This is a genomic window from Paractinoplanes deccanensis (genome assembly GCF_016862115.1).
In the GTDB taxonomy this organism is placed as follows: Bacteria; Actinomycetota; Actinomycetes; order Mycobacteriales; family Micromonosporaceae; genus Actinoplanes; species Actinoplanes deccanensis.
Genome location: NZ_BOMI01000186.1, coordinates 34,192 through 57,923 on the forward strand (window position 1 = coordinate 34,192; position 23,732 = coordinate 57,923).

Consider the following 23,732-nt stretch of genomic DNA (forward strand, 5'->3'; position numbering starts at 1 on the left):
GGGGCCAGCATGATCGTCTCTACGTGTGGCACCTCCGCCGGCACGATTCACCTCGCGGCGGCCGGGGAGGTGGACCTCGGCACCGTCGACGACCTGACGATGGCTCTGGCGCGCGCCATCTCCACCGAGGGCGCCGTGGCGATCGTGATCGACTTCAGCGAGGTCACCTTCTGTGATTCCTCGGGCCTGCACGCGCTCGACCGCGCCTATCACGAGGCGCACGTGCGCGGTCTCGTCTTCCGGCTGACGAATCCCCAGCACAACGTGCGGCGTCTGCTCGAAGTGACGGGGCTGGCGGAGCAGCTCACCGGCTCCTGACGGCCCGGTGGCCGTGGTCAGGAGGGGTTACGGTTGGTGATCTCGATCGGGAAGTGCATCCGGACGGAGGTGTGACCCGGGCTGGTGTGGGTGCTGACGGTGTCGGCGAGTTGCCGGGCGAGCCACAGGCCGCGCCCGCCCGGGCCGGCGCTGGGCCCGGGCGGGCGATAACCGGCGTCGGGTGGCACGGGGTAACCGCCCCTGTCGTCGGCCTGAACGACGAACGTGTCGCCGTGACGCCAGAACCGGACGCGGACGGGCGCGGCGCCGTGCACCAGGCCGTTCGCGGCGACCTCGGTGGCCGCCACGACGATGTCGTCGACCGCCTGATCGGTGAACGGGCCACGGCCGGCCGACGAGCGCAGGACGGCGCGGAGCCGGCCCAGCTCGGCGGCGTCGCCGAGCCGCAGATCCCGGGCGCTGTCCGGCACGTCGTCCAGGGGTGCTGCGTCGCGGCCCGCCAGGTAGTCGCCCGGCGGCACGTACGCCGGGCTCGGGATCGGCCCGTCCTCGGTCAGCTCGTGGTCGTGGACCTTGCGGACCTGGTCGATGAGCTCCGGCGGGTGCCGGCGGCTGTCCCAGAGACAGGTCACCGGGCACCCGTACGGGGCATAGGTGTCGTTGCAGATCGACTCGTAGGCCAGGTACTCGACGGCTCGGCTCGGCGTGGTGTCGTCGCCGCCGGCGGTGAGGTCCGGTTCGGCGATGACATGGACGCGCCGGCCGTCCGCGTGCTCCGCGGCCAGATGGCGGCGGAAGCCCTCGTAGGTGAACCCGAGCCGCTGGTACATGCCGGCGGAGTCACCCCACTGGAGCGCGCCGCCGGCCGCGCCGAGCGACCGGCGTACGACGGCAGCGGTGTGGTCGCTGACCACCATGAAGACCGGCTCGCCGGCGTCGAGCAGCCGGCGCAGTTGCGGAAGCAGCACGGTCTCCACGGTGCGAGCGGCGTCGAGGACCAGGGCGGTATGGAAGAACGTGTCCGCGCCAGGAGCGGCTCTCGGCTCGTGTCGGCTCATGGGTCCATGTCCTTCTTCCGGATGAAGCTCCCGAAGACGTACCCCTGGGGTGGCGTCGCACACCGCCTCCCGCCGCGCGATCCCGGACTCGCGCGGCAGGAGGGAACGCTCGACGGCGCTGAGGGCATTGGACATGTATGCCCGGTATGGCCGCATGTATGCCGGTGCCGATCAGCTCATGTGGCGCTCGAACCCGTCCAGGATGCCGGCCCGACCGGTCATGAGCGCCGGCGCAGGAGCGCTCGTGCCGGCACGGTGACCGCGAGCAGGGCCAGGCCGATCGCGGCTGCCGCGAAGGAGCCGTACACCAGGGGAGGGATGTAGGGTGCCTCGCCGGTGGTTCCGCGCATCATCGGGATCAGCGTGGCCGCCGCGATCGCGGAGCCGAGGATGACACCCGCGAGGGAGACGAGCAGGCTCTCCCAATGGAGCATCGTGAGGACCTGGCGCCGGGTGGAGCCGACCAGGCGCAGCATGCCCAGCTCCCGGCGGCGGTCGAGGACCGTCATCACCAGGGTGTTGACGGCGGCGATGGCGGCGAAGCCACCCAGGACCGCGGCCATCACGTTGTTGGTCCACGCTCCCAGCTTCGCGTCGAGGCTCTGCCGGGTGGCGTAGCCGGCGGCGTCGCTGACCGTTCCGAGGGCGGTGAGCGGCTGCGCCGAGCCGCCCCGTACCAGGAGGGTGTCGTCGAAGCCGGAGGTGACGTGGCCGGCCAGCGCCGCCCGGTCCATGGTCACGGTGCCGAGCCCGAGGCCGCGGCCGTACACCGCGATGATCTCGGGGCTGATCGGGGTGCCGTCGGGCAGGTAGAGCGGGAGCCGGTCGCCGACACCCCGGCCGGCCGCGGTCGCCAGGGTGGTGTCGACGGCGATCCGGCCGGCGCCGAGGGAGTCGAGGCTGCCTTCGCGGACGTCCAGGTCCTGCACCTTGGCGAGCTCGGCGCCGGAGCCGGTGATGCCCTGGACCGCCGCGCCCTGCAACGACTGGAACTCGCCGGCGCCGATCGGCACCAGCACCTGGGTGTTGAGCACGCCCACAGCGGCTTCCACACCCGGCGCCCGGGCCGCGTCGGCCACCGCGTCCACGGGTAGCCCGGCCGGGTTCGTGACGACGTGGTCGGCGGTGAGACCCGCACGCAGTTGCTTGCCGGCGGCGTGGTTCTCGCTCGTGTGCATGAAGACGAGGGTCGAGGCGAAGGCCATGGCGAGCACGATCGGGGTGAAGGCCGAGGCGAGCCGGCGGGCGTTGGTGCGGGAGTTGGCGGCCGCGAGCCCGGCGGCCGGCCCTCCGCCGCGCAGGGGCATGCCGAACAGGCCGGCGCTCAGCCGGGCGAGCAGCGGGCCGAGCAGCCCGACCGCCAGCATGAACAGCATGACCACGCCGAGCGCGGCGCCGGCCGCGTCGTTGCCGGCGGAGCCAGCCGAGACGCCGGTGAGCACGATGCCGCCGACGAGAGCGGCGAGGCCGAGGGCGGTGCGGACGCCGCCCGGCCGCAGCCGTTGCATCGACGCGTCGGTGAGCGCCTGACCCGGCCTGGTCCGCGCCGGGCGGCGGCCCGCCGCCCAGCCGGCTGCCAGCGCCGTGAGGAGCCCGACGGCGACCGCGACGAGCAGCGGCATCGCCGAGACGTGCAGCTGCACCGCCGCCGGGACGGCGCCGCGGTCCTGCAACTGCTCGAACCACCACGTCGCGAGCCCGAGGCCGGGCAGGAGGCCGGCGATCCCGGCGAGCGGTGCGATCAGCAGCGCCTCGGCGGCGACCGCGCGGCGGATCTGCCGCGGGGTGGCCCCGACGGCCCGCAGCAGGGCGAACTCCCGGGCCCGCTGGGACACGGAGAGCGCCACCGTCGCGGCGGCGGTGAAGATCGCCACGATGGCGGCGATGCCGCCGAAGGAGCCGCCGATGCCGAGGAGCATGTCCTTGGCGTAGCCGAGGCCGGGATCCTCCACGGCGCCGCGGTCGTCGCCCGCGTGCACCTGGACTCCGGAGCCGGCCAGGGTCGCGGTCACCGAGGCGGCGAGCGCGGTGGCGTCGGTGCCCGGCGCCGCCAGCACGGCAATGGCGTCGGCTCGGCCGGGATGCCCGGCGAGGGCGGCGGCCTGGCTGTCGGCGAACCAGGCGAGCGCGCCGCCGGCACGGGCCACGCCGGAGACGCGGAAGTCCTGCCGCCCGGAGGCGGTTTCGAGGGTGACGGTGTCGCCGACGGCGGCCGCGTCCGTTCCGAGCACGACCTCGCCGCCCCGGGGTGCGGCGCCGGCCGTCAACGTGGTGCCGGTGAACAGGTGCGAGCCCCACCCGTGCCCGGTGAGCACCCCGCCGGGCAGTTCCGCCGTACGCACCGGAAAGGTGTAATCCGCGATCGCCGCGGCCGCACCCGGTGCCGTGGCCGCCTTCGCCGCGAGCCCGGCGTCGAGCCGTGCCGTGTCCGGCAGCGGCACACCTTCTCTCTCCACATCCTCGCCGCTGCCGGTGACGACGTACTCGTATTGATCGGCGGCCACGACGACCGGCGCGTTCGCGTAACGCTCGGGTGGCACCGAGGCGCGCGTGCCGGTCTCGAGGAGGACGCCGCAGGCCGAGACGATCAGGGCGGACATCAGCAGGGCGAGGAAGGTTCCCGCGAACGACGCGGGCTTGAACCGGATGGCCGCGCGGGCGAGTCCGTTGGGCCGCATCAGGCCGCCGCCCCCGCCAGCGTGCCCATCCGGGCCGCGATCCGGGACGGCGAACCGCGCTCCAGGCTGTCGGCGAACGCGCCGTCGGCGAGGAACAGCACCCGATCCGCCCCCGCGGCCGCGACCGGGTCATGGGTGACCATGACGACGGTGGCGCCGAGGGCGTCCACCGCGTGCCGGAGCAGGCCGAGGACCTCGGCGGCGGTGCCGGTGTCGAGGGCGCCGGTGGGCTCGTCCGCGAAGATCACGTCCGGGTCGGTGATCAGGGCACGGGCGACGGCCACCCGCTGCTGTTGGCCGCCGGACAGCTCGCCGGGCCGGCGCCGCGCCTTGTCGGCGAGCCCGACCCGGCCGAGCACGCCGGCCGCCCGCCGGTGGTCCGGGCGTTGCCCGGCCAGCCGCAGGGGCAGCAGGACGTTCTGCTCCACCGTCAGCGACGGCAACAGGTTGAACGCCTGGAACACGAAGCCGAGCCGGCTGCGGCGCAGCTCGGTCAGCTCGTTCTCGTTCATGCCCGTGATCTCCGTACCGCCGAGGCGCACGGAACCCTCCGAGGGCCGGTCGAGCCCCGCGGCGCACTGCAGGAACGTGGACTTGCCCGACCCCGACGGGCCCATGACGGCAGTGAACGTGCCGCGCGGCAGGGCCAGATCGATCCCCGCGAGCGCGTTCACCGCGCCGGAGCCGCGGCCGTACCGTCGCCGGACACCGCGGAGCTCGACGGCAAGGGCGGTGTCATCGGAAGCGTTCGTCTGTCTCATGGGAGAAGCGTGGGCGTCGGGTGGCGCGCGCGGCGTCAGCCCGCAGGACCATGCCGCATACATCTCGCGTCCGACGCGGACGTGCCCTGGTGGTTCCTAGCTTCGGTGCCTCGGAACAGCGGGAGGGGCATCATGCTTCAACGGGACAGATTCATCGACGGGCTCCGGGCTCTGGCCATCCTGGGGGTCGTGAGTGGACACTGGCTGGTCGGCGCTCTGGTCGCGACCCCGGCCGGCGGCCTGCGGATCGACAGCCCGATGCGCTCCCTGCAGTGGCTGCACCCGGCCACCTGGTTGCTGCAGATGCTGGGGCTGTTCTTCCTCGTCGGCGGCTACACGGCGGCGCAGGGGCTGCGCCGTGCCCGGGGGCGCGGCGAGACCGACACGCAATGGGTGCGCCGCCGGCTGTGGCGCATCGGGCGGCCGGTCGTCGCCGCGGCGGTGATCCTGGCCGTGGCGCTGGCGGTGCTGAGCCTGTCCGGGCTGGAGGCCGGAACCGTCCGGACGACCGTGGTGCTGTTTCTGCAGCCGTTGTGGTTCATGGGCGTGTACGCGGTGATCACCGCGCTCACCCCGTACGCCCTCGTGCTCGACCGGATCGGCGGCCTGCGAGTCGTCCTGGCCTGCGCCGCGGCCGTGGCCGTGGTGGACCTGATGCGCTTCGGCCCGGACGCCGAGCCGGCCGCCGTGGGTTATCTGAGCGTGCTGCCGGCCTGGTTCTTCGCCTACCAGCTGGGGGTGTCATGGTCGGCGGGACGGGTCGGCCCCCGCGTGGCGGCCGGCCTGCTGGCCGGTGGCGTGGCCACGTTCGTGGTCCTGCTCGCCGTGCTGGACTATCCGGTGAGCATCGTCAGCGTGCCCGGCTCCGTGCGGTCCAACTCGAACCCGCCGTCGCTGATGGTGCCGGCCCTCGCCGCGATCCAGGCCGGCGCCGCGCTGCTGCTGCGTCACCGGATCGAGCGGCTCCTGCGCCGTCCCCGTGTCTGGGCCGTGGTGACCGTGCTCAACCTGAGCGCGATGAGCGTGTTCTGCTGGCACCAGGTGGCGCTCGTCGGCGTCTCGGAGGTCGCGCGCCGGCTCGGCACGCTGCCCGGCCTCGGTGACGCGCCCGTGAGCGGGGGCTGGGTCGCCGCCCGCCTCGCCTGGTATCCGGTGCTCGGGCTCGTGCTGGCCGGCATCGTCGTGCTGGTGCGCCGCTTCGAACACCCGGCGCCCGTGCCTATCGAGTCTCGGGCCGGCCGGGCCGCCCGGGTGTGACCAGGCCGGTCTCGTAGCCGAACACCACGGCCTGGACCCGGTCGCGCAGGCCGAGCTTCTGCAGGATCCGGCTGACGTGGGTCTTGGTGGTCGGCTCCGAGATGAACAGCGAGGCGGCGATCTCGGTGTTGGACAGCCCCTGGGCGAGCAGGCGCAGGACCTCCCGCTCGCGGTCGGTCAGGGCGTTCAGCGCGACCGCGCCGGCCGGCCGGCGCGGTCGCGCCTCGACGAAGCTCTCGATGAGCCGGCGGGTGATGCTCGGCGCCAGCAGCGCCTCGCCGCCGGCCACCACCCGCACGGCCTGGACCAGGTCGTCCGGTTCGCTGTCCTTGAGCAGGAACCCGCTGGCGCCGGCCTGCAGGGCCTCGTAGATGTAGTCGTCGAGGTCGAACGTGGTGAGCATCAGCACCCGCGGCGTGTGACCCGGCGGGCGCTCCGGGCCGAGCAGGGCGCGGGTGGCGGCGAGCCCGTCGAGCACCGGCATCCGTACGTCCATCAGCACGACGTCGGGCCGCAGCCGGCGGCTGCTGTCCACGCCGGCCTGGCCGTTCTCCGCCTCGCCGACGACCTCGATGTCGGGTTGCGCCTGGAGGATGGCCCGGATACCCATCCGGATCATCGGCTGGTCGTCGACGATGAGGGCGCGGATCACTGCTCGGCGCCGATCGGCAGGCGTGCCGCCACCCGGTAGCCGCCTCCGGCGCGGGCGCCGGTCTCGAGCGTCCCGCCGACCTGCCGGACCCGCTCGCGCATGCCGGTCAGCCCGTGGCCGGTCAGCTCGGACGTCTCCATCGGCTCGGCCGGCCGCGGCGCGGCATCGTTCACAACGGACAGCACCAGGTCACTTCCTTCAAGATCAAGCTCAATGAGGGTACGCGCACCGGGCGCGTGCCGGACGACGTTGCTCAGGGACTCCTGGATGATGCGGTACGCGGCCAGGGCCACCCGCTCGGGCACGGCGGCCGTCCGTACGGCGTCGGCGTGCCGGACCTCGATCGGCAGGCCCGCGCGTTCCGCCGACGCCACCAGGTCCGGCAGCCCGCCGAGGCCGGGCACCGGAGACAACTCCGCATCGGCGCCCTCCGCCCGCAGCACGGACAGCAGCTGCCGCATCTCGCGCATGGCCTCCCGCGCGCCGGTGGCTATGCGCTTGAACTCCGCCTCCGCCCGCGGATCCAGGTTCTCGATCCGGTACGACGCGGAGGTGGCCTGCATGTGGATCACCGACATGCCGTGCGCCACGACATCGTGCAGCTCCCGCGCGATCCGGGTGCGCTCCTCGGCGACCGCCCGCTGGTTCTGCTCGATCTCGATGTCGCGGCGCGCGTCGGCGAGCTCACGGCGCACCTCCCGCCAGCGGCGGACCATCATGACGACGCCGACGACGAGCGCCGCCAGCGCCGGATAGAGGATCTCCATCAGCAGCCCGTCGCCGACCGAACGGCCGCGCGGATCGACCAGCGCCACGACCGGGACGAGCACCGAGATCACGCACCAGGTCAGCGCCGCGGCGCCCCAGCCGCGGCGGGCCGCGACCAGGCCGGTGTGCGCGATCACCGTCAGCAGGCCCGGCACGGTGAGCGGCCACGTCGACACCGAGTCGGGCGGCAGGGTCACCGCGACAACGACCACGGCCAGCAGTTGCAGCACGGTCGCCTCGCGCGGCCGGACGAGGATCAGTGGCAGCGCGGCGGCCTGTGCGATGCCGGTGAGCACCGCGACCAGCGGGGTTATCCCGAACTGCAGCGCGGACAGCGCCGCGTTCACGGGCAGGGCGACGAGCGCGAGCCCGCCGGCGACCAGCCACCACCGCAGCCACGACAGATTCGGCCGGCGTTGCCGGGGATCAATCGTCGCTGTCACGCGCAAACCGTATCCGGAAGATCCGTGTCCGGCGTCCGACCGGCGATGGATACGACCCCCTTCCCGGGGATGACGTCTCCGCCGGTGCCGCGGAATCAGGCTTGCCGGCATGGACCTGATGAGCCTGCTCGGCCCGATGATGACCTCGCCGATGCTCTATCCGCTGCTGGTCGCGCTCGTCGGCGTGGACGGCGTCGTGCCGGTCGTCCCGTCCGAGGCGGCGGTTCTGACCGCCGGCGCGTTCGCCCGCGCCGGCACGCCGAACCTGCTGCTGGTCGTCCTGGCGGCCGCCGTCGGCGTGTTCATCAGCGATCACCTCGTGTACGGCCTGGGCCGCACCGCCGCCGGGCCGCGCCTGCTCGGCCGTTTCCCGCGGGTCGGCCGGGCCGTCGCCGCGGCGGGGCGGCGGATCGAGCGCAGGCCAGGCCCGCTGATCGTGATCTCCCGGTTCCTGCCGGGTGGCCGCCTGACGACGAACCTCGCCTGCGGCACGGCTCGGGTGCCGCTGTCCCGGTTCAGCCCGGCCTCGGCGATCGCCGCGGTGGCGTGGGCGGCCTACCACGCCGGGCTGGGCGTGCTGGGCGGCGCCACCTTCGCCGGCAACCCGCTGCTCGGCATCGCGATCGGGCTGGGGTTGTCGTTCGTGGTGGGCGGCATCCTCGCCCGCGCCGGCCGCCTTCGCGTCAGCCCCTGGTGGCCCGGATGTCGACGTCCGAGAAGCGGACGAAGCCGTCGTCCCCGTCCGCCAGCTGGACCAGGCCGAGGGTCGTCATGCCCTTGGCGAGCGCCGGATCGTCCAGGACGGCGGTGAGCAGCTTCTCGCCGTCCAGCCGCACCGTGGCGATGTCGTCGGCGATGTCGATGACGAGCCGGCGGCGTGCGGCGTGCTTGTCGTTCAGCTGCGCGCTGCTGATGGTGTGCACGTCCCCGGAGGGAGGGTAGGCGGCGACGGCGATCTCGTCGGCGCAGGCGGTCAGCTCGTACCCCGCTCGGCCGGTGTGCCGGAACCTGACGAGCGCGCAGGCGTCGTCGCTCAGCTCGTCGTAATGCACCTTGATCGACTGGTTGCCGGCGAGGACGGTGGCCGGCCCGGGGCAGGTGACGCCGTCGTTGCCGGGCCCGGTGACGACGGCCAGCCCGTCCTGGCCGAGCTCGCAGCTGTAGTCGCCGGTCCGCGTGTCGCGCCACTGCCCGGCGCTGGTGAGGGAGTCGGCGATGTGCACCTCGGCCGGCGTGGCCGGGTTCCCGGACGGCGGCGGGGTGGCTTCGCTGCCGTCGCCGGCGGTCAAGGCCGGCACCAGGGCGCCGGCGGCGACCACGCCGGCCGCGACGGCGCCGGCGGCGATCAGGCCCACGAGGGCCCGGCGGCGCGCCGGAGCGGGCGCGGCGGGCCTGGCGGGCAGGCGTGGCGGCAGGTGCGGCGGCGTGGCACCGGGGCGGCCGGTGATCAGCGCGTCGAGCACGTCCTGGGCGGACGGGCGGCCGGCCGGATCCTTGGCCAGCGCCCGCCCGACCACCTCGCGGAGATCGTCCGGGAGCCCGGTCAGGTCCGGCTCGGCCGTCAGGATGCGCACGGCGGTGGCGGTCGGCGTGTCCGCGGCGAACGGCGTACGGCCGGTGGCGGCGTAGGCCACCAGCACGCCCCAGGCGAACACGTCGACCGCGGGCGTGACGGCGCCTCCGTCCAGGCGTTCCGGCGCCATGTAGGAAAGCGTCCCGACCATCTGATCGGTACGGGTGTGCTCGCTCGTCGACTCGAGCGCCCGCGCGATGCCGAAGTCGATCACCTTGGGGAAGCCCGGTGCGAGAAGGACGTTGCGGGGCTTGAGGTCACGGTGGATGACGCCGGCGCCGTGGATGGCGACGAGGGCGGTGGCCACCCCGACCGCGACGCTGTAGAGAGCACCATCGGTGAGCGGGCCGTCGCGGGTGACGCGTTCGGCGAGGTCCGGACCGTCGATGTACTCGACGACCAGGTAGGGCGTCTCGTGGTCCGGGTCGGCGTCGAGCACCGCGGCCGTGCAGAACGGAGGGACCTGCCGGGCCCGGTTGACCTCACTGCGGAAGCGCCCGCGGAACTCGGCCTGCGCGGCGAACTCCGGCCGGATGATCTTGATGGCGACGTTTCTCCCGGCGCGGTCCTGTGCCAGGTGGACGGCGCCCATGCCGCCCTCGCCGAGAAGGCCGAGCAGCTCGTAGTCGCCGAGGGCGCGTGGGTCGTGGGGCCGGAGGGGCTTCATCTGCACGCGGTGGTCTCGCTCCCACGATCGACGCATCGGTGGCGAGGCGCAATGTAGCAGGAGCGGCGCGCCGGGACCGTCGGGGGAGAGGTCCCAGCGCGCCGCTCCGTCTCACTGACTCACTTGCAGGACTTGGCTCCCGTCGCGTGCGCCAGGCCGAAACCGGACGCCGACGAGTCCATGTAGACGACCTCGCGGCCCTTCGCCGCCGTCGCGTACATCTGGGCGCCCGGGCTGCACGACGCCGGGCCGACGTACCTGCCCTGGAACGTGTACTGCTTCAGCTTCGGGTTGAGCGCGTTGCCGGGGTAGCCGCCGGTCTCGATCCAGTCCTTCACCGGCGCCTCCTCGGTGACGGTGAGGGTCGTGTCGGACACCGCGACGGTGACCGCGCGGATCGCCTGCGGCGAGGTCTCGTCGAACAGCAGGCGGCTGGTGCGCGTGGCGAGGTCGAAGAGCCGCACGGAGTCGTAGTACGCCCCCTGCGTCCACTCGCCGTCGACGATGGTGCCGTAGTCGCGGTCGGTCATCCAGGCGACCCCGGTGGTGGACAGGTCGGGGTAGCTCATCCGCTCGGCGCCCGCGTCGCCGCCGGCGTAGACCGTCCGGCCGGTCGCCACGTCGTGGACCTCCACACCCAGCGACCAATAGACGCCGTTGGCGTCGGGCTGGGCGTAGTTCTCGTAGCGTACGTACGAGATCTTGCCGTTCTTGACGCTCGGTGCCGTCGCGCTACCGCGCCAGTCCGGGTGGGCCAGGGTGTGGACGGTTCGCGAGCTGCCCTTCAGGTAACGCACCACGTCCAGGTAGCCCTGCTCCGGGTCGTACTGGCTCCACGCGACGACATCGCCGTCGAAGCCCAGGCCGTCGACGCGGTACGGGGAGCTGTAGAGCTCCTTCACCGGGCCGCCGCCGATGGGTGCCGACAGGATGCGGTTGGTCTCGTACGTCGGCGAGTCCGGGTCCAGCGCGAGCGACAGCCACACCACCCGCTTGCCGTCGGTGTGCGGGAAGCTGTGCACGCTGCCGTCGTCCGGTGAGATGCGGTACGGCGTGCCCTTGCCGTTCGTCCGCCCGACCCAGATCGACGTCGGCTCGGTGCGGTTCGCGTCCGAACGCGGCACGGCGAACCAGCCGCCCGCCACGCTCGCCCTCATGTCGGCGTACATGCCGGTGTTGAGCCGGTCGATCAGGACGTCGGTGCCCTTGCCGTACAGGTTCTCCTCCCACTTCTCGGTGATCCCGCGGGAGTCGAACGCCTTCTGCACCACCTTGAGGTCGTTCTTGCCGAGGCGGAACGACTTGGCGGAGGCGATGACCGCGTCGCGCGCGTCGACGAAGTCGGACATGGGCGTCAGGTAGTCGGTGAGCGCGCGGTAGACCACCTTGTCGGCGACCGTCTTGCCGAGCGCCTGGCGCAGGTCCCACAGCGCACCGGAGACGATCGTCGAGTTGAGGTGCACGCCGCCGTCGTCCATCGACGGAGTGTCGATGAGGTGCTGGAAGTCGGCCGTGGTGGCGCCGTCGTCGAGGTCGCGCAGGGCGCACTGGGCGGGAGCCAGCGTACGGCAGAGGTCGCCGCCCAGCAGGCCGGCCCGCGGGTCGGACATCGGCGTGCCCGACACGTCGACGTCGATCGCGTTGCCGAAGTAGTCGGCGATCGCCTCGTTGAGCGCGCCCGGCTGCCCGGCGTAGACGAGGCTCGCGGTGTGCTCCACCACGCCGTGGGTCATCTCGTGGCCCACGACGTCCGGGTCCGCGGACAGCGGCAGATACTCCGTGTCGCCACTGCCGTACACCATGCGGGTGCCGTCCCAGTACGCGTTCACCCAGGGCGAGCCGCCGTACGTGATCCCGACGATCGAGTCGATCGGCATGCCCTCGTCGTCCAGGCTGTTGCGCCCGAGCTTCGTCTGGTACCAGTCGAACACCTGCGCGGCGTCCCAGGCGGCGTCCACCGCGCCGGCGTCGGTCAGGTCGGCGCCGAGCGTGGTCGTCGGCGACGCGAACGGCGCCAGGCCCTCGGGCCACTGGCCGCCCATCAGCTCGTAGTAGTCCCGGCCCCGGGCGTCCCAGGTGGTGATCGGCACGCTGCGGGTCAGGTCCTTCAGGAGGTACGAGCCGGCGTCCGACCGGACGAGCGGGAGCGACACGGTGGCGCCGTGCAGGGTGGTGCCCTGCCCGGCGACCGACGCTGTCCCGGTGCCCGCCGTGCCCGATGTCTTCGTGGCCTGCGGCGCGGTGGCGACCTTCTGATCGGCGACGAACGACTTGATCCGGCTCACGCTGAGAAGCGGCACCCCGTTCGTGGCGCCCACGTACACGTCGCGGAGCACGGGCCGGCCGGTGACGGTGTCCTTGCCCTTGACGAGCACCCGCCGTGCGAGCACACCGGTGCCGGTCGGCATGACCAGCAGCCCCTGATCGGTGCCGGCGAGCTCGGCGGCGGAGGCCACCACCGCCGCGCCGGGGTGCAGGCTCCTGCGTACCTCGTCGACCGCCCGGGAAACGGCGACCTTCGCGGGGATCGGGGTGACGGTCGTGTCGACGTCGAGGTTGGTGAAGTAGGTGCCCGACGTTCCGGTGACCGTGCGCTTGCCGGCCGTCTTCTCCGTCCGCACCACGTATTGGGCGCCGAACACGGGCAGGCCCTTGTACTTCTGGTTCAGCCGGACGGTCTCCCGCTCGCCTTCCGTCTCGACGCTCGCCGTGGTGAGCGTGCCGGCCGGATCGCCGATCTTGTAGCGGTCCCGGTGGCTCGCGAGGTGAGCCTTGGCGGCCTTGTCCGGCGCGACCGTGGCGTCGACCGGGTCGGCCACGTCGTCCACCAGGGCGGGCGTGTCCGTCTCGGGGGCCACGGTGGCGGGAAGGGTGGCCTCCGGCGGGGTCGCCGCGTTCGCGGCCTGAGCGGTGGTTCCGAGGATGGCGGCCGCCGCCAGGACGGCCAGCGTGGGCAATGCCTTGGCTCTACGCAATTGGTGCTCCTGCGAGGTTGTGGGTGCGCCCAGCTCACCCCGGTGCCGGATGCCGCCACAAGATCGACCTTGTGCAGTTGCGCAAACCAGCAGATCCGCCACGCCCGTCTATGCCGGGGACTCTTACACATCCGTAATCTCCGATTCATCGACGTCGGCCATCCTCGGGTCGGAGGGATGCCAGGACGCATGGAAGAAACGGACACACCGTGGTCGGCGACGGGTCTCGATCCGCTGGCCGGCCGCGTGCTGGAACACCTGGTGGCCGTGCGATCGGCGGACCGCGACGAGGTGGCCTCCGCGGCCGGGGTGTCACCGGCTGAGGCGGAACGAGCGCTGCGGCTCCTGGTGGACTCCGCGCTCGCGTCGCGGATCGGCGGTGCGGTGCCGCGCTGGGCGGCCGCGCCGCCGCGACCGTCGCTCGGCGCCCTGCTGGCCCGGCGGCGCGCCGAACTGGCCCGTGTCGAGGCCGTCGTGGAGCGGCTCTCCGAGGCGCACGAGGCGGTGTCCGGGCCGAGCGCCACGGACATGGTGGAGGTGCTGAGGAGCGAGGACGAGGTGCCCGCGCGCTACCGGCAGTTGCTGCTGGGAAGCTCGTTCGAGGTGCTGCATCTGGCGAAGCCGCCGTACGTGACCGGGGGATCGGCGTCCGCCGAGGCCGCGGGAATGACACCCGGCGTGCGGATGCGCTCGGTGTACGAGACCGACGGCTTCACCGACGCGGTGTCCCTCATGACGGCCCTGCGCGGGTCGACCCGGGGCGGAGAACTGCGGCTGACCTCGCAGATCCCGGTGAAGCTGGTGGTTTTCGACCGGGCGGCCGCCCTGCTGCCGATCCGCGGAGAGCACCCGTCGGCGGGCTCCCTGGTGGTGCACTCGCCGGCATTGGTGACGGCGCTCGCGGCGCTGTTCGAGAGCGTGTGGGAGCGCGCCGAGCCGGTGTCGCTGGCGCGGCGGCACACCGTGTCCGACGTGGATGACGGCCTGCCGCTGTCGGGGCGAGACCTGCGAACACGGGAGATCCTGCGCATGATGGCGGTCGGCATGAAGGACGAGACGATCGCCCGGATCCTCGACGTGAGCCGCCGCACGGTTCAGCAGCACATCAGCGACGCGGGTGCCCTGCTCGGCGCCCGGACCCGCTTCCAGATCGCCGTGCTGGCCGCGAAGCGGGGCTGGCTGAGCGACCACGACGACAGCACACCCCAGCCGGAGCCGGCGCCGTCCCGGTGATCCAGCTCGCTCCGCGGCGGATGCTCGGCCACGAGTACCTGTCTGTCAGGCTTGCCGGTTCCCGGGGCGGGGCGTCATCGGCCCGGGGCGCGCCAGCGGCGTTCGATCGTGACGGTGGTGCCGGTGGCGGTCGGGACGACCCGGACGTCGCCGTAGGCGCTCATCAGCAAGGCTCCCCGGCCTCGGTCGCGGACGGCCGGGCGGGCTCGCCATCCGCCGAAGTCGCGCACCACGATGCGGACCGTGCCGTCGAGGACCCGCAACTCGGCCTCCACCTCGCGGCGGCTGGGCCGCTGGGCGTGCTCCACCGCGTTGTTGACCGCCTCGGTGGCGGCCACCTGGAGGTCGTACAGCAGATCCGAGTCGATGTCGTGGTCGCTCAGGGCGGTGCGCAGGTCCTGGCGCATCATGCCCGCCGCCGACGGCTCCAGCGGATACACCCACGTGACATGCAGGTCGGGCACGTGGGCGGCGGCCCGCTCGCCGGTCACCGGGTGCCGGCGCAGGACGACTGCCGCGATGTCGTCGCGCTGCGGCTGGGGCACGCCGGCCAGCACGGTGTCGAGGACGGCGGTCGTGGACCCGTCGGCGGCGTACACCTCCTGACTGCGCCGCCGCACCCGGTCCAGCCCGTCGTCGATCGAGGCGGGGAAGTTCTCGACCAGGCCGTCGGTGTAGAGCAGCAGCTGCGCGCCGGGTGGCAGGCATCCGTCGTTCTGCCGGTACGACGCGCGGCGCAGCCCGAGCGGCGGCCCGACCGCCCCCTCGACCAGGTGGGTGTCTCGCTCGGGGCCGGAGTGCACCGGGGTGGGATGCCCGGCGCTGCACCAGGAGAAGTCGCCGGTGTCCGGGCGCAGGTGGAGCACGAACAGGGTGGCGAGCAACGGCGTACCGAGGCGATCGAGCAGCGCGGCCACCCGCGTGACGACGGCGGCCGGCGCGGCGTCCTCCACCGCGTAGGCCCGGACCGCGTTGCGGACCTGGCCGGTCATCACCGCGGCGCCCAGCCCGTGACCGGCCACGTCCCCGATGCTGATCACGGCGTCGCCGTCCGGCAGCACCACGACGTCGTACCAGTCCCCGCCGACGCGCCCGGCGGCCGGCCGGTAGGCCGCTTGCAGGTCCCAGCCGTCCAGCGTGGGCAGGTTCTCCGGCAGGGTGCTCTGCTGGAGGGTCAGGACGAGCTGACGGTCGTGCTCGAGCTGCCAGCCGGTCTGCGCCAGCGCGGCGAGCATGTTCGCCATCGGCGCGAGCAGGCCCCGCTCCTGATCGCTGGGCCGGCGCGCCGCGCCGACCAGCACGGTGAGGGCGCCGATCTCCTCGCCCTCCCGGCCGCGGATCGCCGCACGCACGATGCCGGGCCCGTCGGCGGGGACGTCCGGGGCGCCCGAGGTGAACCGCAGCGCCGGGCGCTCGTCGCCGCCGGTGACCACGACCTCGGCCGCGACGCCTTCGAGCAGCGCCCGCGCCTGCTCGGTGACGGCCTGGAACGCCTCCTCGAGGGCGCGGCCGGACGCGATCACCGCGGCGGTGTCGGCGAGCGCGGACAGCTGCCGGGTGTGTGCGGCGCGGACCCGGGCCAGCCGCAGGGTGTTGCGGACCCGCGCCACCAGTTCCGCCGCCGTGAACGGCTTGACCACGTAGTCGTCGGCGCCCGCCTCCAGGCCCTCCACGCCGGACTCGTTGCCGGCCCGGGCGGACAGCATGATCACCGGCAGCGCCCGGGTGGCCTCGTCGGCACGTACGGCCCGGACCAGGGCGAAGCCGTCCATGCGCGGCATCATGACGTCGGTGAGCAGGAGGTCCGGCGCGAATCGGCGGATCGCCTCCAGCGCCGCCCGCCCGTCCGGCACCAGGTCCACCTGCCAGCGCTCCCCGGTGAGCAGCCGCTTCAGGTAGGCACGCATGTCGCTGTTGTCGTCCGCGACGAGGATCCGGGCGCCCGGTTCGGCCGGGGCGGTGGGGGCGGCGGGAGGGACGTCGAGCCAACCGGCCGCCTCGCCGGCTGCCGCGCGCGCCGCCGACATGGTCGAGATCTCCGGCGAATCGGGCGGGGACTCGGGGCTGGCGGCCACGACCAGCGGCACGGTGACCGTGAACGTGGAGCCGGCGCCGGGTGTGCTGCGGACCGTCGCGTCGCCCCCCTGGAGCCGGGCCAGCTCGCGGACCAGCGCCAGGCCGATCCCGCTGCCCTCGTGACTGCGGGACTGCGCACCCCGTACGCGATGGAAGCGGTCGAACAGGTGCGGCAGATCCTCCGCGGCGATGCCGATGCCGGTGTCCGACACGGTCAGCCAGGCCGTGCCGGCGTCCGCCTCCAGCCGCACCCGGATCTCACCCACGAAGGTGAACTTCAGCGCGTTCGACAGCAGATTGGTGACGATCTTCTCCCAGTTCAGCGGGTCGACGGCCACCGTGTACGGCAGCGGCGGGCAGTCCACCACCAGGCGCAGGCCGGCGCGCTCGACCGCCGCGCGGAAGACGCCGGCGAGCTCGGCGGTGTAGCGGGCGAGGTCGACAGGCCGAAGCTGTGGCTGCGCCCGGCCCGCCTCGACGCTGGAGAACGCGAGCAGGTTGTTGACCAGCGAGAGCAGCCGGTCGGCGCTGCGCAGGGCGATCTCCACCCGATCCCGCTGGGCCGGCCCGAGCGGTTCGCCGGCGTCGGCGAGGGCGTCCGTCAACGGGCCCATCATCAAAGTCAGCGGCGTACGGAACTCGTGGCTCACGTTGGTGAAGAAGTCGGTCTTGACCCGGTTCAGCTCGGCGAGCGCCGCGGCGCGGTCGCGTTCCTCCTGGTACGCCTGCGCGTTGCGCACGGCGACCGCCACCTGCTGCGCGAGCAGGTCGAAGAACGACCGGTACGTCTCGTCCAGCCCCCGGCTCGGGCTGACGCCGGCCAGCAGCACACCCAGCGGCTGGGACCGCTCGGCCGACGGCAGCGGGAGCACCACCGCGGTGCGTACCGGATCGTCCCAGGCGCCGCCGGTGACCGTCAGCCGGTCGGCGACGTCCGCGACGTCGACGGTCTCGCCGGCGGCCGCGACATGCAGCTTCCAGCCGTCCTCGGCCGGGCCGGCGAGGCGCGGCAGGACCGCGTCGACACCCTCCGGCCCGGTGGCCGCGGCCCGGCGCAGCAGGGTGCCCTCGCGGAGGTAGATGGCGGCGAACGGCACGTCGATCAGGTGCTCGCCGATCACCGCGCAGAGCTGCGCGCAGACCCGCTCGACGTCGGCCGCCCGGCCGCCGGCCGGCACGGCGAGGTCGCGCAGCAGCCGGAGCCGGCGCTCGCCGACCACCTGCTCGGTGACCTCGCTGCACACGGTGAGGATGCCCGCGGTGGTTCCGTCGTCGTCGCGGGCGGGCGCGTGCGAGACGCTGAAGTACGCCTCCTCGCGGTAGCCCGACCGGTCCAGCGCCAGCTGCAACGCCGGCACCCAGCTGGCCACGCCGGTCGCCTTGGCCTCGGCGATCAACGGCTCCAGGACGTCCCAGCCCTCGGCCAGGGTGACCCGGACGTCGCCGCCGAGCGCGTCCGGATGCTTGTCGCCGATCAACGCGGAGTAGGCGTCGTTGTAGAGCTGGGTGTAGTTCGGCCCCCACAGCAGCAACATGGGGTAGCGGGACGACAGCACGATGCGGACGGCCGCCCGCAGGCTCTGCGACCAGGTCTCCACCGGGCCCACGTCGGTGGCCGGCCAGTCGAGCCGGCTCATCAGCCGGCCCGCGGCGCCGCCGCCGGCGAAGAGGTCATTTGTCACGGAGCAACGCTACCCACGCGAAGCCCGAAGAATTCATCGTGGCCGGACGGCGGTCGTCTCAGGGACGACGGAGCCCGGCGAGGGCCGCGTCGACGGCGGCGATGGCGGTCTCGGGGTCTGTCGCCGTGCGGGCCAGCAGGGCGGTCCCCTCGGCGATCACGAGCAGGGAGAGCCGGGGCCGGCCGCGGTGGCGCCGAGCCGAGCCGGCATCACCAGGATCTCGCGCAGGGCGGGGAGCAACGGGACGCCGGCGAGCGCCGACGATACGCGGTCGTCACCGGCGCCTCCTCCGGCATCGGCGAACAGTTCGCCCGGGAGCTGGCCGCGGCCGGCATCGGCGTCGGCATCGTCGTGGCCAATGCCGGCTTCTACTTCGGCGGCCCGTTGGTGGCGAACTCGCTGGCCGATGCGCTCGACGTCCTCACCCTGCACGGCGCGGTGCCGCTGCAACTGGCGCACCGCTTCGGCGGCCGGTTCGCGCGGCGCGTCCAGCGAGCCGGCGGAGCCATCTATGTGCGCGAGCGGGACGGTGCCGAACCGGAGCGGCTCCATCTTCTCTGAGCAGCCGCGGGGCCGTCACCTCAGGCGGGCTGGGCCGGATGGCTGGCGAGGACCTTCTCCAGCAACGCTTGCAGCTGCTGACGTTCCCCGGGGTCAAGGGCGATGAGCAATTCATCCTGTACGTCGAGAGCGCGCGCGTTCAGGTCGTCCAGGTATCGCAAGCCGGCGTCGGTGGCGTCGACGATGTTGCGCCGCCGGTCGGCCGGGTCGACGCGCCGTTCGACGTGCCCGTTGTTCTCCAGGCGCGTGACGATGCCGTTGACGTTGTTGCGGTCCAGCCCCAGCCGGCGGCCCAGCTCGGCCTGGCTGAGCTCGCCGTACTCCTGGAGGGCGGCGAGCACCGCGAAGTCGGAGCGCGCTTCGAGCGGCATCCGGGCGGCGGTGAGGCGGGCGCCCAGCGTCGAGACCCGGCCGGTCTGCCAGCTGACCAGGGTGCGGAGCAGGGCCGGCGGCCCGGGTTCGGTCATGACGTCATCCTAATCACTTTGTTGGTGGAACCAACGGAAGTCAGATACGTTGGTTCCACCAACATTGGTATGACCAAGGAGTAGTCATGGCGGAGGAAGCGACCCGGCGGGTCCTCGTTCCCGGTGGAAGCGGCGCTGTCGGCGAGGGGGTGGTGCGCGCCTATCTCGCGGCCGGCGCGATCGTCGTGGTGCCGACCCGCACCGAGCAGCGGGCGGACGAGTTCCGCGAGTTGCTCGGCGACGCGGCGAGTGATCGTCTGCACCTGTTCGCGCACGACTATGCGACCTTCGAGGGCGCCGAGACGCTCGCCGCCACGATGCGGGAGCGGTTCGGCGGCATCGACGATGTGGTGGCGCCGATCGGCGGCTGGTGGGCGGGCAAGCGGCTCTGGGAGATCGGCGCCGCGGACTGGGACGCCGCCTTCACCGGGCTGGCCACGACCCACATGGCGGTCGCCCGGGCCGTCCTGCCGCGGCTGAGCGGTCGCGGCTCGTACGCGATCGTCGTCGGCGAATCGGCTCTCCACCCCGTCCCCGGCAGCGGGCTGGTCAGCATGGAGCAGGCCGCCGTCCTGATGATGCGGCGCGTCCTCGCCGCCGAGGCCGGCGACGAGCAGCGGATCCACGCGCTCGTGCTCGGCCCCGTCCGGACCCGCGTGTTGCCGGGCGAGCCGTCCTGGGTCAGCGCCGAGCAGATCGGCACCGTCGCGGTCGCGCTGTCCCGTTCGCCGGGAGAAGCGAGCCGCGAGGTGTCTCTGCGCACCAGCGCCGAAGCCGAGCAGATCCTGGCGCGGCTCGCCTGAGCCTCGTGGCGGCACGGCTCCGGCCTGACGGACGCGACGGCCTTGCGGTCAACCGGCGGAAGGGCCGGCCGGGGCGATATCGTTCAGCTCGGCCATGTCCTGCTCGGAGAGCGTGAGGCCCGCGCCCGCGATGTTCTCCCGCAGGTGGGCCACCGACGACGTGCCCGGGATCAGCAGGATGTTCGGCGATCGCCGCAGCAGCCACGCGAGCGCGACGGCGATCGGCGTGGCGTTCAGCCGTTCCGAGACCTTCGTGAGCGCGGCGGACTGCAGCGGGCTGAACCCGCCGAGCGGGAAGAAGGGCACGTAGGCGATGCCCTCGGCGGCGAGCCGGTCGATCAGCTCGTCGTCCTGACGGTGGGCGAGGTTGTAGCCGTTCTGCACGCAGACGATCGTGCCGAGCGACTGGGCCTCGGCCACCTGCTCCTCGGTCACGTTGCTCACGCCGAGGTGCCGGATCAGGCCCTGCTGCTGGAGCTCGAGCAGCGTCTCGAAGGGCTTGGCCAGGGGCTCGGGCTGGGGGCCCTGTGCGTTGCCGAGCCGGAGGTTGACCAGGTCGAGCCGCTCCAGGCCCAGGTTCTCGAGATTCTCGTGTACGGAGCGGCGCAGGCTCTCGGGGTCGCGGGCCGGCGGCCAGCCGCCCTTGTCGTCCCGGGTCGCGCCGACCTTGGTCACGATGTGCAGCGACTCGGGATAGGGATGCAACGCCTCGCGGATCAGCAGGTTGGTGACCTCGGGGCCGTACGCGTTGCTGGTGTCGATGTGGGTGATGCCGAGGCTGACGGCCTCGCGCAGGACGGCGAGCGCGCCGTCGTGGTCGGCGGGTGGCCCCATGACCCAGGGGCCGGCCAGCTGCATGGCGCCGTAGCCGAAGCGGGTGACCGTCAAGTCGCCCAGGGTCCAGGTGCCGCCGGGAAGGGAAGCCATGGTCGTACCTTCGCTTTCGTTCGTACGTGAGGACGGCCTTTACTTTGGTGCGGTAACGTACTGACGGGAAGTACGTACCTGAAAGTTCGTTAGTCACCTCCGGAAGAGGCAGGCGATGGCCACGACGACAGCGGCGCAGAGGAAGCTCCAAGCCAAGATCGAGTACGACGCTTTCCTGGCTGGCTGCCCCAGCCGCAAGCTGCTCGACCGGCTCTCCGACAAGTGGGTGACGCTGGTGGTGGCCGCGCTCGGCAGCGACGGCTCGCACGACCTGGACACCGGCTGCGCCGGCACGCCCCGGGCGATGCGCTACTCCGAGCTGTCCCGCCTGCTGGCCGGCATCAGCCAGAAGATGCTCACCCAGACCCTGCGATCCCTGGAGCGCGACGGGTTGGTCAGCCGCACCGTCACGCCGACGGTGCCGGTGACGGTGAGCTACGAGCTCACCGAGCTCGGCCTCTCCCTGCACGAGCTGATGCGCGGCCTCAAGATCTGGGCCCAGGCGAACATGGACGAGGTGCTGGCCCACCGCGAGAAGTACGACGGCGCGACCGTGCGGGCCTGATCCTTCGGCCTGGCCCGCCGGGGAACGGCACCCCGGTCAGAGCGGGACCTCCACGTCGGTCTTCGTTCGCTCGCCGGCCGGCACGCCGGGTTGCGGGCCCCGGGCGAGGACGTAGAGCAGGAGGAGGGCCATGACGGCGGCCCCGGCCCACATGGCGTGTTGCCAGCCGTCGACGAACGATTCCTTGGCCGCCGACAGCAGGGCCTCGGTGTGTGGTCCGCGGGGGGGCGGCGATGGCGTTGGCGACGCCCTCGCGGGCGGTGCCGGCCACGTCGGCCGGGATGCCGGCGAGCCGGGCGTCGACGGCGGTGCGGTAGCCGGCGGAGAGCACCGCGCCGAGCAGGGCCACGCCGAGGGCGGTGCCGAACTCCCGGGTGACGTCGTTGAGGGCGGAGGCGACGCCCTGGCGCTCGGCCGGCAGGGAACCGGTGATCGCCTCGGTGGAGGGCGTCATGGACAGGCCCATGCCCAGGCCCATGGCGAGCATGCCGGGCAGCACCGACCGGTAGCCGCCGTCGACGGAGACGAGCAGCGCCATCAGGGCGAGCCCGGCGCCGCCGGCGAGGATGCCCAGGGCCATGGTCGGGCGGCTCCCGAGGCGGGCGCTCACCCTGGGGGCGAGCCCGGAGGCGAGCATCATCAGCAGCGCCATCGGCATCATCGCCAGGGTCGCTCGAAGCGCGGACCAGCCGAGCACGGCTTGCAGGAACGGGAACAGCACCACGAAGATGCCCGCCTGCACGCCGAAGACCGCCAACAGGACGAGCGACCCGCCGGCCAGTCCCCGGTCGCGGAACAGCCGGACGTCGAGCAGCGGCGCCGGCCGGCGCCGCTCCCACGCGACGAAGCCGACCGCGGCCAGCAGGCCGCCGCCGAGGGCGATCACCGTCGACGGCTCGGTCCACCCGTTCACGGGACCCTCGTGGAGGACGAAGATGAGGGAGAGCACGGCGATGATCGAGGCCGCCGACCCGACGGTGTCGAACCGGTGCGCGGTCTGCTCGCGCGAGTCGGGAACGGACCGGACGACCATCAGCAGCGACGCCACGACGAGCACGACCGGCAGGACGAACAGCCACCGCCAGGAGGCGACGTCCACCAACAGGGCGGACAGGTACATCCCGAGGATGCCGCCACCGCCGGCCACCGCGGTCCAGACCCCGATGCCTTTGGCGCGCTCCCTCTCGGGGAAGGTCGAGGTGATCACGGCGAGCGTGACCGGCATGATCATCGCGGCTCCGGCGCCGGCGACGATCCGGGACCCGAGCATGATCTCCGCCGAGGTCGCCAGGCCGGCGACCACGTTCGCGGCGCCGAACAGGCTCAGGCCGAGCAACAGCATCGGCTTGCGCCCGCGCCGGTCGCCGAGCGCGCCGAGCGGCAGCAGCAGCGCGGCCAGGGTCATGGTGTAGGCGTTGATGATCCACAGCACCTCGCTCTGCGAGGCGCCGAACTCGACGGCGAGCTCGGGCTGGGCGACGTTCAGGCCGGTCACCGAAGCGATGACGGCCATCAGGGCCACGCACACCGCGATCAGCACGGTGCGGCGCCGGCGGGGGTCGTCAATGGTGGTCATAGGTGTTCCTTCACGAGGTGGGGGCAGCCCGGCCAGCATGAGCAACCCGCCCACGAGATGGCAAAGAAGTTTGCCGAATGGCAAAATGCCTGCGTGGACGACTCGACGAAACGCACCCTCGGCGCCGTGGGGCCACGGCTCAAGGAGCTCCGCCAGCGACGCGACATCACCCTGACCGACCTCGCCGAGCGGACCGGCATCTCGATCAGCACGCTGTCCCGGCTCGAGGCCGGCCTCCGGCTGCCGACGCTCGAGCAACTACTGCCGCTGGCCCGCGCGTACGGCGTGACCCTCGACGAGCTCGTCGACGCGCCACCGACCGGCGACCCGCGCGTCAACATGCGCCCGCTCGCCACCACGGACGGCACGACGATCGTGCCGTTGACCCGGCGGCCCGGCGGCATCCAGGCGTACAAGTTCATCCTGCCCGCCGGGCGCGACGACGACCGGCCACGCCTGCGCACGCACGAGGGCTACGACTGGGCCTTCGTCCTCAACGGCAGGCTCCGGCTGGTCCTGGGCCGGCACGATCTCATCCTCGAACCGGGCGAGGCCGCGGAGTTCGACACCCGGACCCCGCACTGGTTCGGCGCCACCAGCTCGGGCCCGGTGGAGTTCCTCAGCCTCGTCGGCAAGCAGGGCGAACGCGCGCACGTGCGCACCGCCGCCACGTCGCGCTCGACCGGGGAACCGTCATCGGACGTCCGGGACGACGATGACTGAGGGAGTCC

The 23,732-nt window shown here is 73.0% G+C and carries 18 protein-coding genes and 1 pseudogene; 7 read left to right on the forward strand and 12 right to left on the reverse strand.

Translation table 11 applies throughout. The features are described 5' to 3' along the window. Positions 1-9 precede the first annotated feature (9 nt). Positions 10-318 carry an STAS domain-containing protein gene (locus tag Ade02nite_RS43845; RefSeq protein ID WP_203777112.1) on the forward strand — a complete coding sequence of 103 codons (309 nt, stop codon included), beginning with the start codon at positions 10-12 and terminating at the stop codon, positions 316-318. 17 nt (positions 319-335) lie between these two features. Here Ade02nite_RS43845 and Ade02nite_RS43850 read toward each other — a convergent pair whose 3' ends face one another. From Ade02nite_RS43850 to Ade02nite_RS43860, 3 genes are all read right to left on the reverse strand, one after another. After that, the gene (locus Ade02nite_RS43850; protein ID WP_203777114.1) at positions 336-1,337 is read right to left on the reverse strand and encodes a sensor histidine kinase; all 1,002 of its coding nucleotides are present in this window, start codon (positions 1,335-1,337) and stop codon (positions 336-338) included. A gap of 218 nt (positions 1,338-1,555) precedes the next feature. After that, on the reverse strand, positions 1,556-4,015 hold the full coding sequence (locus tag Ade02nite_RS43855; protein ID WP_203777116.1) for an ABC transporter permease: 2,460 nt from the start codon (positions 4,013-4,015) through the stop codon (positions 1,556-1,558). Beyond that, positions 4,015-4,776: an ABC transporter ATP-binding protein gene (locus Ade02nite_RS43860; RefSeq protein WP_203777118.1), complete on the reverse strand. Its 762-nt coding sequence runs from the start codon at positions 4,774-4,776 to the stop codon at positions 4,015-4,017. The genes Ade02nite_RS43855 and Ade02nite_RS43860 overlap by 1 nt, the downstream gene beginning before the upstream one ends. 132 nt (positions 4,777-4,908) lie before the next feature. Between Ade02nite_RS43860 and Ade02nite_RS43865 the strand changes: the two genes are divergently transcribed. Further along, positions 4,909-6,033, forward strand: a complete 1,125-nt coding sequence (locus Ade02nite_RS43865; RefSeq protein ID WP_275409993.1) for an acyltransferase family protein — start codon at positions 4,909-4,911, stop codon at positions 6,031-6,033. Here Ade02nite_RS43865 and Ade02nite_RS43870 read toward each other — a convergent pair. Then, positions 5,996-6,685 (reverse strand): response regulator, encoded by a 690-nt coding sequence (locus Ade02nite_RS43870; RefSeq protein ID WP_203777122.1) that lies wholly within the window; start codon positions 6,683-6,685, stop codon positions 5,996-5,998. The genes Ade02nite_RS43865 and Ade02nite_RS43870 overlap by 38 nt on opposite strands. Next, positions 6,682-7,896 carry a sensor histidine kinase gene (locus tag Ade02nite_RS43875; RefSeq protein WP_203777124.1) on the reverse strand — a complete coding sequence of 405 codons (1,215 nt, stop codon included), beginning with the start codon at positions 7,894-7,896 and terminating at the stop codon, positions 6,682-6,684. Before Ade02nite_RS43875 ends, Ade02nite_RS43870 begins: the two co-directional genes overlap by 4 nt. A gap of 151 nt (positions 7,897-8,047) precedes the next feature. Here Ade02nite_RS43875 and Ade02nite_RS49990 point away from each other — a divergent pair. Then, positions 8,048-8,458 (forward strand): annotated as a pseudogene (locus Ade02nite_RS49990) (DedA family protein); the annotation flags it as partial. Between the two features lie 121 nt (positions 8,459-8,579). Here the strand turns inward: Ade02nite_RS49990 and Ade02nite_RS49995 are convergent. Further along, positions 8,580-10,136: a serine/threonine-protein kinase gene (locus Ade02nite_RS49995; protein WP_239169489.1), complete on the reverse strand. Its 1,557-nt coding sequence runs from the start codon at positions 10,134-10,136 to the stop codon at positions 8,580-8,582. A gap of 119 nt (positions 10,137-10,255) precedes the next feature. Continuing rightward, positions 10,256-13,111 carry a M4 family metallopeptidase gene (locus tag Ade02nite_RS43890; RefSeq protein WP_203777128.1) on the reverse strand — a complete coding sequence of 952 codons (2,856 nt, stop codon included), beginning with the start codon at positions 13,109-13,111 and terminating at the stop codon, positions 10,256-10,258. A gap of 189 nt (positions 13,112-13,300) precedes the next feature. On the opposite strand from Ade02nite_RS43890, the gene Ade02nite_RS50525 reads away from it, so the two are divergent. Beyond that, positions 13,301-14,344 carry a helix-turn-helix domain-containing protein gene (locus Ade02nite_RS50525; protein WP_203777130.1) on the forward strand — a complete coding sequence of 348 codons (1,044 nt, stop codon included), beginning with the start codon at positions 13,301-13,303 and terminating at the stop codon, positions 14,342-14,344. A 74-nt stretch (positions 14,345-14,418) separates the two neighbouring features. Here Ade02nite_RS50525 and Ade02nite_RS43900 read toward each other — a convergent pair whose 3' ends face one another. The 3 genes from Ade02nite_RS43900 to Ade02nite_RS43910 form a co-directional block, all read right to left on the reverse strand. Next, a complete protein-coding gene (locus tag Ade02nite_RS43900) occupies positions 14,419-18,102 on the reverse strand; it encodes a SpoIIE family protein phosphatase (protein WP_239169490.1) in 3,684 nt (1,227 codons plus the stop codon). Positions 18,103-18,258: 156 nt separating this feature from the next. Beyond that, positions 18,259-18,654: a hypothetical protein gene (locus Ade02nite_RS43905; protein ID WP_203777132.1), complete on the reverse strand. Its 396-nt coding sequence runs from the start codon at positions 18,652-18,654 to the stop codon at positions 18,259-18,261. A 29-nt stretch (positions 18,655-18,683) separates the two neighbouring features. Beyond that, positions 18,684-19,130 carry a MarR family winged helix-turn-helix transcriptional regulator gene (locus tag Ade02nite_RS43910; protein ID WP_203777134.1) on the reverse strand — a complete coding sequence of 149 codons (447 nt, stop codon included), beginning with the start codon at positions 19,128-19,130 and terminating at the stop codon, positions 18,684-18,686. 86 nt (positions 19,131-19,216) lie between these two features. Here Ade02nite_RS43910 and Ade02nite_RS43915 point away from each other — a divergent pair, with 86 nt between their 5' ends. Then, the gene (locus Ade02nite_RS43915) at positions 19,217-19,933 is read left to right on the forward strand and encodes an SDR family NAD(P)-dependent oxidoreductase (protein WP_203777136.1); all 717 of its coding nucleotides are present in this window, start codon (positions 19,217-19,219) and stop codon (positions 19,931-19,933) included. A 48-nt stretch (positions 19,934-19,981) separates the two neighbouring features. On the opposite strand, the gene Ade02nite_RS43920 is transcribed toward Ade02nite_RS43915, so the two are convergent. Continuing rightward, entirely contained in the window at positions 19,982-20,860 is an 879-nt protein-coding gene (locus Ade02nite_RS43920) for an aldo/keto reductase family oxidoreductase (RefSeq protein ID WP_203777138.1), read from the reverse strand. 115 nt (positions 20,861-20,975) lie between these two features. On the opposite strand from Ade02nite_RS43920, the gene Ade02nite_RS43925 reads away from it, so the two are divergent. After that, positions 20,976-21,425, forward strand: a complete 450-nt coding sequence (locus Ade02nite_RS43925) for a winged helix-turn-helix transcriptional regulator (RefSeq protein WP_203777140.1) — start codon at positions 20,976-20,978, stop codon at positions 21,423-21,425. On the opposite strand, the gene Ade02nite_RS43930 is transcribed toward Ade02nite_RS43925, so the two are convergent. Further along, entirely contained in the window at positions 21,346-23,001 is a 1,656-nt protein-coding gene (locus tag Ade02nite_RS43930; protein ID WP_239169491.1) for an MFS transporter, read from the reverse strand. The genes Ade02nite_RS43925 and Ade02nite_RS43930 overlap by 80 nt on opposite strands. Before the next feature lie 93 nt (positions 23,002-23,094). On the opposite strand from Ade02nite_RS43930, the gene Ade02nite_RS43935 reads away from it, so the two are divergent. Further along, complete coding sequence (locus Ade02nite_RS43935; RefSeq protein WP_239169492.1) at positions 23,095-23,724, forward strand: helix-turn-helix domain-containing protein; 630 nt, start codon at positions 23,095-23,097, stop codon at positions 23,722-23,724. Positions 23,725-23,732 lie beyond the last annotated feature (8 nt).